General features: G+C 39.1%; 9 protein-coding genes and 6 tRNA genes. 11 read left to right on the forward strand and 4 right to left on the reverse strand.

Annotated features, from left to right (window positions below; translation table 11 throughout):
- Positions 1-341: 341 nt before the first annotated feature.
- The 3 genes from AC27I2_RS07275 to trmB form a co-directional block, all read right to left on the reverse strand.
- Complete coding sequence (locus AC27I2_RS07275; RefSeq protein WP_058552102.1) at positions 342-1,946, reverse strand: sensor histidine kinase; 1,605 nt, start codon at positions 1,944-1,946, stop codon at positions 342-344.
- Positions 1,947-2,096: 150 nt separating this feature from the next.
- Positions 2,097-3,122 (reverse strand): methyltransferase, encoded by a 1,026-nt coding sequence (locus AC27I2_RS07280; protein WP_487203869.1) that lies wholly within the window; start codon positions 3,120-3,122, stop codon positions 2,097-2,099.
- A 45-nt stretch (positions 3,123-3,167) separates the two neighbouring features.
- On the reverse strand, positions 3,168-3,893 hold the full coding sequence (gene trmB / locus AC27I2_RS07285; RefSeq protein ID WP_006794328.1) for a tRNA (guanosine(46)-N7)-methyltransferase TrmB: 726 nt from the start codon (positions 3,891-3,893) through the stop codon (positions 3,168-3,170).
- 163 nt (positions 3,894-4,056) lie between these two features.
- On the opposite strand from trmB, the gene mutY reads away from it, so the two are divergent.
- Together mutY and AC27I2_RS07295 are read left to right on the forward strand one after the other, a co-directional pair.
- The gene (mutY, locus tag AC27I2_RS07290) at positions 4,057-5,118 is read left to right on the forward strand and encodes an A/G-specific adenine glycosylase (RefSeq protein WP_487203870.1); all 1,062 of its coding nucleotides are present in this window, start codon (positions 4,057-4,059) and stop codon (positions 5,116-5,118) included.
- Between the two features lie 34 nt (positions 5,119-5,152).
- Positions 5,153-5,425, forward strand: coding sequence for an oxidative damage protection protein (locus tag AC27I2_RS07295; RefSeq protein ID WP_058404815.1), 273 nt, complete (start codon positions 5,153-5,155; stop codon positions 5,423-5,425).
- Between the two features lie 59 nt (positions 5,426-5,484).
- Here the strand turns inward: AC27I2_RS07295 and AC27I2_RS07300 are convergent, their stop codons facing one another.
- The gene (locus AC27I2_RS07300) at positions 5,485-8,259 is read right to left on the reverse strand and encodes an ATP-binding protein (RefSeq protein ID WP_487203871.1); all 2,775 of its coding nucleotides are present in this window, start codon (positions 8,257-8,259) and stop codon (positions 5,485-5,487) included.
- Between the two features lie 339 nt (positions 8,260-8,598).
- Here AC27I2_RS07300 and AC27I2_RS07305 point away from each other — a divergent pair.
- The 9 genes from AC27I2_RS07305 (at position 8,599) to AC27I2_RS07345 (ending at position 15,495) form a co-directional block, all read left to right on the forward strand.
- Positions 8,599-8,674, forward strand: a tRNA-Phe gene (locus AC27I2_RS07305).
- A gap of 56 nt (positions 8,675-8,730) precedes the next feature.
- Positions 8,731-8,806, forward strand: a tRNA-Thr gene (locus tag AC27I2_RS07310).
- 49 nt (positions 8,807-8,855) lie between these two features.
- A tRNA-Phe gene (locus tag AC27I2_RS07315) sits at positions 8,856-8,931 on the forward strand.
- A 60-nt stretch (positions 8,932-8,991) separates the two neighbouring features.
- Positions 8,992-9,067: transfer RNA gene (locus AC27I2_RS07320), tRNA-Thr, on the forward strand.
- A gap of 49 nt (positions 9,068-9,116) precedes the next feature.
- A tRNA-Phe gene (locus AC27I2_RS07325) sits at positions 9,117-9,192 on the forward strand.
- A gap of 79 nt (positions 9,193-9,271) precedes the next feature.
- A tRNA-Thr gene (locus AC27I2_RS07330) sits at positions 9,272-9,347 on the forward strand.
- Between the two features lie 367 nt (positions 9,348-9,714).
- On the forward strand, positions 9,715-11,130 hold the full coding sequence (locus tag AC27I2_RS07335; protein ID WP_487203872.1) for an efflux transporter outer membrane subunit: 1,416 nt from the start codon (positions 9,715-9,717) through the stop codon (positions 11,128-11,130).
- Positions 11,120-12,415 (forward strand): efflux RND transporter periplasmic adaptor subunit, encoded by a 1,296-nt coding sequence (locus AC27I2_RS07340; protein ID WP_487203873.1) that lies wholly within the window; start codon positions 11,120-11,122, stop codon positions 12,413-12,415. Before AC27I2_RS07335 ends, AC27I2_RS07340 begins: the two co-directional genes overlap by 11 nt.
- Positions 12,412-15,495 carry an efflux RND transporter permease subunit gene (locus AC27I2_RS07345; RefSeq protein WP_487203874.1) on the forward strand — a complete coding sequence of 1,028 codons (3,084 nt, stop codon included), beginning with the start codon at positions 12,412-12,414 and terminating at the stop codon, positions 15,493-15,495. Before AC27I2_RS07340 ends, AC27I2_RS07345 begins: the two co-directional genes overlap by 4 nt.
- The last annotated feature ends 116 nt before the right edge of the window (positions 15,496-15,611 follow it).

Raw genomic sequence — 15,611 nt, forward strand, 5'->3', positions numbered from 1 at the left:
TGGATAAAAATAAAACAGCAAGAGTTCAAAGTTTGCTCAAAAAGCCCGTGCAAAAACTACTGTTAAATTGATCATTACACGTATGAAGTTCATTTACTTTGAAAATTTATGGACCGGCTGACTATGCAAAACTGTTAAATAATCAGACTAATTCAAAGTTAAATTATATCACTATCTAATCTTTCATCAATGTATGTGATATCGCAAAAGTAATAAAGTTCAAAAAATTGCGCTCTATAAACGATAACTATTACCCTTACTTGTCACATGAAGCATAAATATGGTCGATAAGCAGTAATTCAAGGAGTGTAAGCAAATAAATACACTTGGTTACTTCACTTTTAAGGGATGGTTATGATGAATCGCGCACCGTGTTTTTTTTCTAAATCAATTAATATGTGGCCGCCTAAAGCTTGTGTTACTAAATTGTAAACTAAGTGCATACCTAGTCCACTCGCTCCTTGCCCTCTTTTTGATGTTACGAAAGGATCGAAGATCCTATGTTTAATTTTTTTGTCTACACCTTGGCCATTGTCACTGTAAATAATAGTGAGTTTTTTACCCGTTAACTCCACATCAAACTGTATTTCGTTATTTTCATTACCTATAAACCCATGTAGCAGAGAGTTTGTTAGTAGTTGTATAAATACTTGTTGTAGTGGTTCAGATTTGCTTTCTATTGTTAAGTCGGTTGCACAATTTATGTTTATAACAGGTTTTTTCTCTTCAAGTTCAGAGCTTATTGATGTCAAAACATCCGTTATTAACTTATGAATATTGATGTAGGTAGTTACGTCATCATCTTGAATAACCGCTACTTTTTTAAAAGTTGAAATTAAGTCTGCTGCACGGTTTAAGTTACGGTAAATTAAATCTAAATTTTCTATGCCTTCATCAATAAAGCGCTTTAATTGATTTGAAGTCAGCTTTTTGTCGTCAAAGCTAATTTGTAAATCAGCTAACTTATCGCGCAGCAAGGTTGAACTAGTAATGCCAAGCCCTATTGGGGTATTAACTTCATGCGCAACACCGGCGACCATTTGGCCAAGGGATGCCATTTTTTCATTTTCAACAATTTGTGTTTGATACTGATGCATACGCTCAAGGGTTGACAACAATTCTTGATTTGCCTCTCGTAAGGCTATGGTTCGTTGGTTTACTTTTTCTTCTAACCCCTGGTTAAGCTGTTTAATTTCTTCTTTGTCTTTTTCATGGCGGGTCAGTTGTTTTTGAGTGCGTGTAAGCATGATATTTAAACTGTTTGAAAGCGCTGATATTTCTTTTACGTCGGTTACAGGTGCGCGTACATCGTAGTTATGATTTTTTGATACGTCTTGTAATAGCATACTCAATCTTTCTATCGGTCGGGCTATTCTTTTTTGAACATTTATTGCAATAAAATACACAACAACAAGTATCAATAAAGTAAGTAAGGCATCCACAACTATTTTTTGTTTTATATAATCGTCTAAGCTTTCAAGGCTACCGCGCATGTATACATGGCCAACAAGCTTTTCATTATGAAAAATTGGCTTTATTAGTTCAATATCTTCGTTGGTTATACGTGGTGTTTTTAGTTCCTCAATACTGTCGATTCTGAGGGGGACTGGTGGCGTTTTTTTTGCGTTGAAACTAATAAAAAAAACAGGCTTTTGAGATGCTTGCTCAATAGAATAAACATGTATGTTTTTAACTAGAGGGATTTTTTCAAAGTATTTAAGGCGTTTTTCTTCTGTTTCTCTGTCATCTTCAAAAACTGACTTTCCTGCGTCAAAGGCAACAATTTCAGCGAGAATAACGAGCTTACTAACTATTAATTGTTTTTGCTCTTTAACACTTAGGTAAGTCGATATAGAAATCGATAACGACAAGCAAATAGCAGTTATAAGCATGATTAAGTTTATAAGTGCTTTACGAATACTGCTTTGATGAACTTTTCTAGGCATTATTAAAGTGTCGCCTGAGTCGTTAAGTTTTATTATTTTATTAGTTTAGCAAAGAAGGCAGAGAGTGGCGCAAAAAAATACATAAAATTAAGTATACATTCAAATACTAAGCCAAACATATTAATTGTTTAACTTAGCATTTAAGCGTGTTTAACTGCTATATACGGCAAATTTATTGTTTTTGAATACGGTTTGATACGTTTCAAATTGTGTTTCTAAAATTGGCGGGTATTTTAAAAAGCTGTTTGCAACAATAGTTAGCTTTCCGTTTTTAGTTAAATGCTGTTTAGCGTTAGCTAAAAACGTTTCTGCAACGCTGTAGTCTGTAGCAATTCCTGTGTGAAACGGCGGATTACTCACTATTAAATCAAACTTACCACTAATATTTTTAAGGCCATCACTGAGAATTGCTTCACCAGTTACCCCGTTTAACTTTAAAGTTTGAGTTGTTGCATAGGTTGCAAGTGCGCTTACGTCGCTACATACAAATTCAAGAGCTGTATTTTTTAACCCTAAGAAGGTCGCAATTAAGCCAGCACCACAACCAAAGTCGAGTACTTTACCTTGTTTAGTTGAAGGGGCATTTTCGAGTAGCATTTTCGTACCAGCGTCTAAACAGCCATGGTTGAACACGCCAGGTACGCTAATAGCTGAAAATGATATGTCGGCAATACTAACTGTAAATGTTTTATGGTAGTGGCTAATATCAAATTGCGCATTAAGTTCAATTTGAGAAAATGAGTACAATACGCAGTGTTTAGCCGAATCAATTTTATTACTATATTCAGTTTTAGCTGCTAATTGCTTTTCAATGGATTTAACGCCACTTTTATTTTCACCAACAACTAATAACTCTGCGTCGGCAGTTATTACAGCGCGTATGTTATCAAGGGCCATTAAAAGCTCTGGTTTTGATTTAGGATAATAAAGAATGACTAAATCATAATCACTGCCAGTAATGGTGTGGTTAACTTTTACATCAACACCATGAGTATTTTTAGCAAATTCACCATTAGCATGGTTATAGCTAAACGCTGTAATTTTGCTATTTGGATTAAGCGTTTTAAGCTCAGCTAAAAAGCCATCTTGAACAAAGTTGACCACCAATATAGATTTACCCGTTAATGCATCACTATTTCGCAGCAACAGTAAACTTGGGTTGGTTAATACGCTCATAAATGGCTTTGCCTTACAGTATGTTAAATTAATATAAAAGTGTAATTACTTTGTGCGCTCAAACATTAAGTCCCAAACGCCGTGACCTAATCGGTGGCCGCGTTGCTCAAATTTGGTAAGAGGGCGTAAATCAGGGCGAGGCACATAATCGTTAGTTTCTGATTGATTTTTATAACCCGGGGCAGCTTGCATAACTTCTAGCATATGTTCTGCGTAGTTTTCCCAATCAGTAGCCATATGAAAAACACCGCCTATTTTTAATTTAGAACGTAGTTTTTCAGCAAATTCAGTTTGTACAATACGGCGCTTATGGTGGCGCTTTTTGTGCCATGGGTCTGGGAAGAATAATTGCAATGTAGTTAGGCTTTCATCGCTTAGGCAGTCAGCAAGTACTTCTACAGCATCATGTTCAAACACGCGTAAATTAGTTACACCCGCTTCGTCGGCATCCATTAAGCATGCACCAACGCCTGGGCGGTGTACTTCAATACCAATAAAGTTTAAGTGTGGGGCATTTTTAGCCATTTCTACAAGCGACTTGCCCATACCAAAGCCTATTTCTAGCACTACATCATTGTTGTTGCCGAATACTTGGCTTAAATCAAGCATGCCGTTTTTATGCTCTAAGCCCATTGTTGGCCAGCATTTTTCGATTGCAGCGGCTTGGCCTTTGGTTAATCGACCTTCGCGTTTTACAAAACTGCGAATGGTGCGGATGTATTTACCTTCTTGCTTAGCTTGCTCGAGGTTGGTATTGCTTGATTCACTCATATCTTATTGGCCTGACAAAACAATGTGTTTAAAAATGGTTGCATATTATCCCTGACGATGGCCTCAATCACAAGTATTAGCTGGTTTTACAGCCTCTATAGCTTGATCTTTTTACTCACTGCAATAGACTGACCCGCCATTGAGCATGAGTAAAAAGTATAATATGTTGGACTTAAATAAAGAGCAGTCTCACTGGTTTTCAAAGCAAGTAGTTGATTGGTATCACCTTCATGGCAGAAAAACGCTGCCGTGGCAATTGGGTAAAACGCCTTATAAAGTGTGGGTTTCTGAGGTTATGCTTCAGCAAACTCAAGTTGTTACTGTGATCCCTTATTTTGAAAAATTTATGAAAAGTTTTCCTGATATTATTGCTTTGGCTAATGCCGAAGAAGATCAGGTACTACACCATTGGACTGGTTTAGGTTACTACGCTCGCGCGCGAAATCTTCATAAAACAGCAAAAATAGTTCGCGACAAATACAACGGACAGTTTCCTCAAACGCTTGAAGAGGTTATTGATTTGCCGGGCATAGGCCGCTCTACAGCTGGGGCTATATTGTCATTGTCGCTTGGTCAACATCACCCTATTTTAGATGGGAATGTAAAGCGAGTATTGGCACGCTATTTTATGGTTGAAGGGTGGTATGGTGTAAAAAAAGTAGAAAACCAGCTTTGGCATTTATCGTCGCAATTAACACCTAAAAATAATGTGACAGAATTCAACCAAGCTATGATGGATTTAGGTGCAAGCTTATGTTCACGTAGCCGCTTTGATTGTGAGGCGTGCCCGTTAAATAGTCGCTGTGGTGCGTTTAATGCGAGTAAAGTTAAAGAGTTTCCTCATTCGAAGCCTAAAAAAGCAGTGCCTAAAAAAAGCTGTCATCAGCTAATTATAAAGTGCGACGATAAGGTCCTTATGGAAAAACGCCCTAGCTCTGGTATTTGGGGTGGGTTGTTTGGTTTTTTCGAGTTTACTGAACGCCAACAGCTAGATGACTTTTTAGCTCAACATGGCTTTATATCAGAACTTGAACCATTAGCGGCGTTTACCCATGTATTTTCTCATTTTGAGCTGACTATTAATCCACATATATTAAATCTTAAACAAATCCCGGATGTAATTAACGAACGTCAGCTAGTTTGGTACCCGCTAGATCAATCAGTGGAAGTCGGTTTAGCTGCGCCAACTAAAAAGTTGGTTAAACAAATTGCACCAATAGGTTAAACTGTTGGCATTTAACGCTTAAGAGAAATTAATTATGGCACGTACTGTATTTTGTCAAAAGTTACAAAAAGAAGCCGAAGGCTTAGGTTTTCAACTTTATCCGGGTGAAATTGGTGAAAAGATTTTTAATAACATCTCTAAAGAAGCTTTTGCTCAATGGCAACACAAACAAACGATGCTAATTAACGAAAAGCATTTAAATATGATGGACCCAGAGCATCGTACATTTTTAGAAGAGCAAATGGTTGGCTTTTTGTTTGAAGATAAAGATGTAGAAATTGAAGGCTATAGACCGCCTGAAAAATAAATAGTAATTACAATAAAAAAGGGGCTATTAGCCCCTTTTTTATTGTTAATTATAAAGTGCTAAAACTCTTCGTTTTCCTGCTCTGCCTTTCTAACTTGCTCTTTTAAAAATTGAGCCGCTTTAGAATATTCAATTTCTAACTGATCACGTAAATCAATTAATTCATCGGTTGTTAGCTCTCCCGCTTTGCATTTATCTTCAAATGCACCAGCTAGAGTTCCTACTGTTTGCGCACCAATAGTTTTAGATATAGATCTAAGTTGATGGCAGCCTTCAATTATTTCTGCCAAGTCATTGACCATAACACCAGAATTTATAGACTTAATTAAACTTTGACTTTGCTCTAAATACATCTTGAAAAAGCGTAGTTGCTTTGCTTTATCGCCATTTACGTATTTAGAAACCGCATCCATGTCTATGGGGAGCGCCATGCTTTGTTGAGGGATTAACTCTTGTTTAGGTGCTTGCTTATCAAACCAGCGTTTAAGAGTATCTTCTAAGGCATTTAGCTCTATAGGTTTAGTAATAAAGTCGTTAATACCTACGGCTAAACAGCGCTCTTTTTCACCTTTAAGGGCGTTAGCTGTAACTGCCACAATATAAGGTTGAGCGTCTATAGCTTCTAGCAATTCAGCTTCGTTACGAATTTTTTCAACCATGTCGTATCCTGACATTTTTGGCATGTGTAGATCGGTTAAAATAAGTGAATAGTTGTTCTTTCTCCACATATCCAAGCCTTCTTCACCATTGTTTGCAACCTCTACGCCATACCCTAATATATGCAATTGGTCGGTTAAAACTTGCTGGTTTAGAAGGTTGTCTTCAACAAGTAAAATCAATTTATTTGATTCTCTAGCTTGCTCTACATTTAAATAGTTATTAAGTGTTTTGGCTTTTTTAATTTGTTTTGGTTGATGCAAGCCTGCGGCAACTAAAATCGAAAGCATAAAGTTAGATTTACAAAGTGGAGATGCATTGATGTAAAAAATATTTTTATGGTTAATGGCTGCTTCGTCTAATTTACTCAGTACAACAACTTGTTGATTGTAATCTTCTAGTGAATATAACAGGCGCCTTAATAGAGAGTTAATATCATCAATGTTATCAATGCCATCAGCAACCCAAATAGCACCTTCAGTGTTTTGGTGTTGCTCAATTTCTTTTTCTGTGTGTGCGTAAATAACTTTTGCCCCCATAAACGATAAATAACGATACATTATTTTTTCGCGTTGAAGATTGTTACTTACAACAATAATTGGTTTGCCGTCTAAGGCATTTTTATGAGCATATTTTATTTTACCTGAAGTACTAAAAGGCAGTTCAACGGTAAACTCACTGCCAATACCAGCATGGCTATTTACATGAATCGTCCCTAACATTAATTCTGTAAGGCTCTTACAAATAGAAAGCCCTAAGCCGGTGCCACCAAACTCCCTGGTTATCGAGCTCTCAGCCTGAACAAACGGGCTAAATATGTCTCTTAGCTGAGCTTGTGTCATTCCTTTGCCGTTATCGGTTACGCAAAAGCGTAAGGTAAAGTGATCGGCGGTGTTATGCGCAACCTCAACCGAAATTCTTACATGGCCCTGGGTTTTTTCATCGGTGCTTGTGAATTTAATTGCATTGCTGCACAGATTATAAAGTACTTGGCGCACACGTACGCTGTCACCGACTAGATTTACTGGAATATCTGGCGCAATTGATAGCTCTAAGTCGAGTTCGCGTTTTTTAGCAACCGACGACAAAACGCGAGTTACTTCTTCTAAGGTATCGCCAACTGAAAAAGGGGTTGGGTCAATATTAAGCTTACCGGCTTCAATTTTAGAAAAATCTAAAATATCGTCCAAAATACTCAGTAATGAGAATGCTGATTCGCGAATAATAGTACTTAAGCGATGCTGAGCACCATCTAGCTCGGTTTGACGCAGTAAATCAATGGTACCAATAACACCATTCATCGGCGTTCTGATCTCGTGGCTCATAGTAGCTAAAAAGGTGGTTTTAGTTTCGCTAGCTCTTTGTGCTTTTAAGGTTTCTCTCTCGAGTGCAATAGTGCGGTTTTGTACCTCTGACTCTAAGCCATTTTGTAGTTTTTTCAGTTCTTTTTGTACCGACTCGTTATCGCTTAGGGCTGTTTGTACTTGTTTAAGGAGTACATTTATATTTTGTGCAACGACGCCTAAACCAATATCAAGTTGTTCATTAATATTACTATTATAGTTACCTTGTTCTGTAATAGCCTGAAGCTCTTGTGACAGTGAGTCGGTACTCTTACGCAAACGCCCATTAATATACACATTAAAAAGTAACGCAAAGATAAATAAAGAAATAACAGTTGCGATTGCAATGCCATATGCAATTACTTGAGAGTCTTGCATGCTTAATGGTGGTTGGGCTAACTCCTGCTTAATAATTAGCTCACCAATTGGCTGGTCGTTAAGTAAGAGAATATGATGCAACACACCTGTGTTCTCATTATATTGTGTAATTTTAATAGACTCAGGTGCGGTCTCGCTATTGCTATAAACGAGCTGTGTATCAGAAGTCGCGCTGAAACGATAAAGAGTGTATTCAAACTCATCATCTAAAGAGGATGTTAAGTCGAGTAATTGCTTAACCTTGTCCTGGCCATACATTGTTAGCGCGTCGATCATTGGCTGGTTTAATGTAGATGCAAGTGTTTTAATATTTACCGATTGTTCAGGTTGAACTACTTGTGTTTTATTTTTTACGTAGAACGAGTAACCAAATACGGCAAGTGCGGTAACTGCAATATTAAATATTAAAAAAAGTGGTAATAACCCTTTTACCGGCGAAGAGAATTTACTCTGCATTGAATGTTCCCATTGATGTGTTTTTGCTACTTTAGCCATTAGCATAGGTATCTGAACTAATCGTACCATTTACCAAAAATAATTCACTACGGTTTTAGTCTGATTTAGTTATAATATTTCATATATATAGACTGGTTTGTGGTAAAAATGTACGTTATCAATAAAAAACGTACTGAGTTGCTTGAAAACCGTTCAAACAGTCGTAAAGGATAAAAAAAAAGTTGACTTGTAAGGGCAAAACTCGTTTAATACGCCGCACGCCCAGACAGCTGGCTCAGTATAGGTTGTTGGGAATTGCATTAAAAATCTATTAAGATTTTTAATTAGCACTGTTAAAGTGCCTCGATAGCTCAGTTGGTAGAGCAGAGGATTGAAAATCCTCGTGTCCCTGGTTCGATTCCGGGTCGAGGCACCATTTATAAGTTATCAATCTTTAAAATTGATGAAGTGCCTTAGCACACAGTTTAGTGTGCCGACTTAGCTCAGCTGGTAGAGCAACTGACTTGTAATCAGTAGGTCAACCGTTCGACTCGGTTAGTCGGCACCATTTATTTTGATTAAGTGTTTTAACAACATTTAATTAGCACTGCTTAAGTGCCTCGATAGCTCAGTTGGTAGAGCAGAGGATTGAAAATCCTCGTGTCCCTGGTTCGATTCCGGGTCGAGGCACCATTTACAAAAAAGTTATCAATCTTTAAAATTGATAAAGTGCCTTAGCACACAGTTTAGTGTGCCGACTTAGCTCAGCTGGTAGAGCAACTGACTTGTAATCAGTAGGTCAACCGTTCGACTCGGTTAGTCGGCACCATTTATTTTAGTTAAGTGTTTTAATAATATTTAACTAGCACTGTTTAAGTGCCTCGATAGCTCAGTTGGTAGAGCAGAGGATTGAAAATCCTCGTGTCCCTGGTTCGATTCCGGGTCGAGGCACCATTTATACAAAGCCTTGCTTATGCAGGGCTTTTTTGTTTTTAACCCGTGTTAAAACCTACCTTTTCAAATAATTTAGCGTGCCGACTTAGCTCAGCTGGTAGAGCAACTGACTTGTAATCAGTAGGTCAACCGTTCGACTCGGTTAGTCGGCACCATTCCTTCAATAGTAATTTCAATGCACTGTAATCAGTAGTCTGCTTAAGTAGCCTACTTATTCTATAGTGTTAATCACTCACCTTTAAATTATCAATTGCCTATTACGTTTTGTTGTTTGTATTTTTGCAACTTTAAAACGCCTATAAAATTTTTAATAACTTTTATGGGCTGTTTGTAAGCTAAATATTGGAGTCTTTGATTAGTGTGTTTATTTTCACTGTTGCTGATCATTTAATCATTTTTGCCGTATAACTTACTTATTCGTTTACTCACCGCTAGCTATGTAATGTTATGTAAAGTAAGTTGAGCAAAATTAGTCAAGGTGCTTGAATTACATTCATAAATAGCAGTAATTCAGGTTAAATTATGATTTGGCAATGCAAGCCAACTTTATTGGCAATTAGTGTGATGCTGCTCAGTGGCTGTGCGAGTAACTTAAACCCTTCGCAGCGCGAACAAGCGCCGAACGCTCTTCCGCAGCAGTGGTCACAACAAGCAGCAAGTTCAGTTTTGAAAGTCGAAGATGAATGGTTAACACAACTAAACACTCCGCTACTGACAAAATATGTTGAACAGGCGCTTAAAAACAACCAACAACTTTTACAAAATAGCTACGATGTTGCAATTACTAAGCAGCAACTTATAGCAACAGGGGCAGCGCTATGGCCAAGTTTGGATTTATCTACGCGTACTAGCCGTAGTAAAAATAACCGGCCTGTTAGTTATAATAATGCTAGCTCCGTAAGCTTAAATTTAAATTATGAAGTTGACTTGTGGGGCAAGCTGTCGGATTCAAAGCGTGAGGCTAACCTTTCTTATTTAGCGCAAAAATCGCGTTTTGAACAAGCAAAACAACAACTCGTTTCAGATGTTGTAAAAGGCTGGTTTGATGTTGTGTCTGCGCAGCAGTTACTCGATTTATATAAGCGCCGTGAAGAAAATGCTAAGCAAAACCTCGATATAATTGAGTCGGGTTATCGCCAAGGTATTAACGAGGCACTTGATGTTTATTTAGCCCGCAATGAGCTTAATAACGAACGCTCACGCATTGCCACTCAAACAGCGAGTCTATCAAGTGCAGCAAGAGTGCTTGAGCGCTTATTAGGTGAGTACCCAAAAGGGGTCATTGCAGCAAGTACTGACTTACCGGTTATTGAGACCGAAATCCCAGTTGGAATTCCTTCAGAACTCATCACTCGAAAGCCCGCATTACTTGCCAGTTGGTACGAGTTATTAGCTACAGATGCGTCATTGGCTTATGCACATAAGCAGCGCTTTCCGAGCTTAAACTTAGCGGCAAGCTTAAGTGATAGTACCGACAGAGTGAGTGATTTGTTTTCCCCTTCAAGCCTTGCATGGTCTTTACTCGGAAGTATCTCGGCACCTATTTTTGAGGGCGGTCGTTTACAAGCCAATGAAGAAATTGCGCGCCTGAATACACAAAAGCAAGAACAGCAATATTTACAAACCTTGTACGATGCATTTGCTGATGTAGAAAATGCAATATCGCAGCAGCAGTCTTTAAAAGCGCAGTACACCAGCACCCTTGAAGCACAAAAAAATGCACTTGCTGCCGAGCAGTTATCGTTTGAGCAATATCAAAGTGGCTTAGTAACTTATACCACGGTACTTGATGCACAAGGTCGCTCATTTGATGCGCAAAGTTCATTAATACAAATTAAAAATCAATTAATCGCAAATAGAATCAACCTACATGTTGCCCTTGGTGGTGATTTTGAAAAACCGTCAGGCGACTTAAAGAGCAATAACGATGAAAACTAAAACAGCTAAAATTATTATTCCAGCCGCGGTTGTTGTTGCCGCTCTTTTAATTGTGTTTTTTATTAAGAGTAATCCGCCAGAGGCGAGACGTTTTGGCTCAGCACCAAAAGCAGCAATTAGTGTGTCTGTACTTGAGCTTGTGCCTCAAAGCTATCAAGTAATGATAGACAGCTACGGTACGGTAAAACCAAGAACTCAAAGCTTACTTGTTGCTCAAGCATCTGGGCAAATAACTGAAGTGAGTGATGAGTTTAGAGAAGGTGGCTTTTTTGAAAAAGGCGACGTGTTATTAAAGCTAGATGATAGAGATCATCAGGCAGAGGTTAAATCTGCGCAAGCTAACTTGCTCACAGCAGAGCAAAGCTTATTAGAAGAAAAGGCCCGCGGGCAACAAGCACTGACTGATTGGAAGCGTCTTGGTGGTTCAAGCCAAGCCAGCAGCCTGGTATTACGTGAGCCGCAATTAGCAGCGGCGCAAGCACAAGTGCTATCGGCTCAGGCTACCCTTGAAAAAGCAGAGCTTGATTTAGAGCGTACAAAGGTTACTGCACCTTATGCTGGGCGCATACTGAGTCGCAGTGTCGATTTAGGTCAAGTAGTGAGTAACAATACCCAACTTGCCACTATTTACGCTATTGATAGTGTTGAAATTCGCTTACCAATAAAAAATAAAGACCTTTCGTTTGTTAACCTGCCAGAGCAATACCGTGATGGTGCTAAAAACCAAGCGGGTTCGTTAGTTAAATTTAGTTCTGATTTAGTGGGTGAGCAAACATGGCAAGGTCAACTGGCACGCACCGAGGGCGCAATTGACGAAAACGCGCAGCAACTATACGTGGTGGCAAAAATAGACGACCCATATAAATCGACCGCTAGTAATCAGTATCCCATTAAAATAGGGCAATACATAAAAGCGCAAATAGCGGGTAAAACGGTGCAAAATGCGTTGATCATTCCTAACAGTACAATTTATCAAGGCACCTATGTTTACGTAGTTGAAGGTGACGTATTAAAGCGTAAAGACGTTACTTTTGCATGGCAAAACGCCAACCAAGCAATGATCAAAACCGGTTTAAAAGCGAATGATAAATTAGTTGTTACGCCGCTAGGGCAAGTAAGTTCAGGCACTAAAGTGAGTATTTTAGGTGCGCAGCCAAAAGAAAAAGCATCTAAAAGTAAGCGCCCGACTCGTGAGCAGCTAGAGCAAAAAGCAAAAGAGCTTGGTATAAGTGTTGAAGAGTTAATAAAAAAACGTCGCGCGGCCAAGCAAGGAGATAGAGCATGATTGCTTGGTTTACCAAAAACCATGTTGCTGCCAACTTATTGTTAGTAACTTTGTTGTTGTCGGGACTATTTAGTTTATCCAGTAAAATACCACTGGAAGTATTTCCGTCCTTTGAAACCGATATGATAAGCGTAGGTGTAAGCCTGCGTGGTGCAACCCCTGAAGATGTAGAGCAGGGCGTGACTATTCGTATAGAAGAAGCGGTGCAAGACTTAGAGGGTATTAAACAAATATTTAGCCGCTCGTCAGAGGGCTCAGGCTCTGTAACTATTGAGGTTGAAAGCGGTTACGATCCACGTGAGTTATTAGCTGATATTAAAAGCCGAGTAGATGCAATTAATACGTTTCCTGGCGATGCAGAAAAACCAATTGTTGCGCTAGCTGAGCGTAAAAGAGAAGTAATAGCCGTTACCGTATCAAGCGATTACGGCGAAAAAGAAACGCGTGAATATGCCGAAAAAGTACGAGATCAAATACTTCGCTTACCTAACGTAACGCAGGTAGAGCTAAGTGGTGTACGAGACTACGAGTTAGCCATTGAAGTTAGCCAAGACACACTTCGCCAGTACAACCTAAGCCTTGCGCAAATATCGAGTGCTATTGCTAATTCAAGTTCTGATATTTCTGCTGGTAACTTAAAAACAGAAGGCGGCGATGTACTAATTAGCTCAAAAGGGCAGGCTTATCGTAAAGACGAATTTGCTAGCATAGTTGTAAAAAACCAAGCCGACGGAACAATTATTCGCTTAGGTGACATTGCTACAATTAAAGACGATTTTGAAGAAACGCCAGTGCGCACCCGTTTTAATGGTAAGCAAGCGGCGTTTATAGACGTTTACCGAATTGGCCCGCAAAGTGCGATAACCGTGGCTGACGATGTTAAAAATTATATTCAAGAGCAGCAAGCCACGCTACCACAAGGTTTTAAACTAAGTTATTGGGACGACGACTCAGAATTAGTTAAAAGCCGTATTGCCACTTTAACCAGTAATGCTTTACAAGGTGGTATTTTAGTACTGGCACTGCTCACGCTATTTTTACGCCCAGCAATTGCATTTTGGGTGTTTATTGGTATTCCTGTATCGTTTATGGGCGCATTTATCGCGATGCCAATTTTTGGTGTAACGTTAAATATAATGAGCTTATTTGGCTTTATTTTAGTACTTGGTATTGTGGTTGATGACGCCATAGTAACCGGCGAAAACGTGTATACCCATTTAAAAACGGCAAAATCGGGTGAGCAGGCTGCTATATTAGGTACTCAAGAAGTGGCTACTCCCGTAACCTTTGGTGTACTGACGACCGTTGCTGCCTTTTTACCTTTAGCATTTATTGAAGGGGCGCGGGGCGCCTTATTTGCACAAATTCCGGTAGTGGTTATTCCGGTGTTACTGTTTTCGCTAATTGAATCTAAATTTGTGTTACCAGCACATTTAAAATACATAAAACTACGCCACCAAAAAGGTGAACCATCAAAGCTTGAAGCGATTCAACAACGCTTTGCAGATGGCTTTGAAAGTGCAATTTTAAAATATTACCAACCTATATTAAACACTGCTTTGCGCCATAAATTAGCAACGGTCAGTTTATTTGTTGGTGTGTTTTTTATTATTTTAACCATGATCACCAGTGGTTGGACTAAGTTTATCTTTTTCCCACGTATTCCTAGCGAAACTGTACGAGTCAATCTAACACTGCCAACAGGTACACCGTTTGAAGTAACTAATAAATACGTAATTGATATGTCTGAAAAGGCGCAGCAATTACAAGACAAATATCGTGACCCTGATACAGGCGAAAGCGTTATTTTAAATATACTAGCGACTACTGGCGGACGTGGCGGTGTGTCAAACTCTGGCGCGGTACGCTTTGAGATTACACCTGCAGAAAAGCGTGAGTCAGATATAGGTTCGCGAGAGCTTGCTAGTGAATGGCGCGATTTAATTGGTGTGATTCCTGGTGCAGAAAGCCTAACATTTAGAGCTGAAATTGGCCGAAGCTCAGACCCAATAGACGTTCAACTAAGTGGTACTTCACTAACAATATTACAAGATGTTGCTGATAACATTAAAAACCGTTTAGCAACGTATCCTACGGTGTTTGATATTGCTGATAGTATGTCAGATGGTAAAGAAGAGTTGCGTATAGAGCTTACACAACAAGGTTTAGCGCTGGGTTTAAATCGTGTAAATGTAGCAGGACAAGTGCGTAATTCGTTTTTTGGCTCGCAGGTTCAACGTATTCAACGCGGACGAGACGACGTGCGTGTAATGGTGCGTTTGCCTATCGATGAGCGCCGCTCGATAGCTGATTTACAAAATATACTAATTAACACCCCCGATGGCGGCTCTGTGCCATTGTCGCACGTGGCAACACTTACGGCAGGGCAAAGCCCGTCAACCATAAACCGTATTGATCGTTACCGCACACTAAACGTGACAGCTGATATAGAAAAAAATAACACCAACATGACGGTGCTTCAAGCTGACCTAGCACAATACCTAGACGAGTTAATGCAACAATACCCGGGTGTTGACTATAAACTCGAAGGTGAAGCCAAAGAGCAAAGAGAGTCGTTTGGCTCATTGGCTTGGGCGTTAGTGTTTGTGTTTTTTATTATTTATGCGCTATTAGCCATTCCGTTTAAGTCATACATGCAACCAATTATTGTTATGAGCGTTATTCCATTTGGCATGATTGGCGCTGTAGTCGGGCATTGGATAATGGGTATGGACTTAACCATTATGAGCTTACTAGGTATGCTTGCATTAATAGGTGTGGTAGTGAATGATTCGCTTGTATTGGTCGATTTCATCAATAAAAAACGCAGCGAAGGTGGCGATTTAATAGAGGCCGTTAAACTCGCTGGCGCATCGCGCTTTCGCCCGGTTATGCTCACCAGTTTAACCACTTTTATTGGTTTAATGCCATTGCTGTTTGAAAAGGCAACTCAGGCGCAGTTTTTAATACCTATGGCGGTAAGTTTAGGGTTTGGAATTATTTTTGCGACCTTTATTACTTTATTGCTAGTCCCAGTCAATTACATGTTGATGGAACGTTTTCAGGGCTGGTTTAAATAATATTAAAACGGGTTAATACAAAAGCTGTAGGTATTCAATTGCCTGCAGCTTTTTTGTTTTTAGCTGTACAAAATTGAGAGTTTTTTTCGTTAGATAGATAAGCGTAGATAGATGAA

It is taken from the genome of Pseudoalteromonas sp. NH0006-46 (assembly GCF_057547735.1).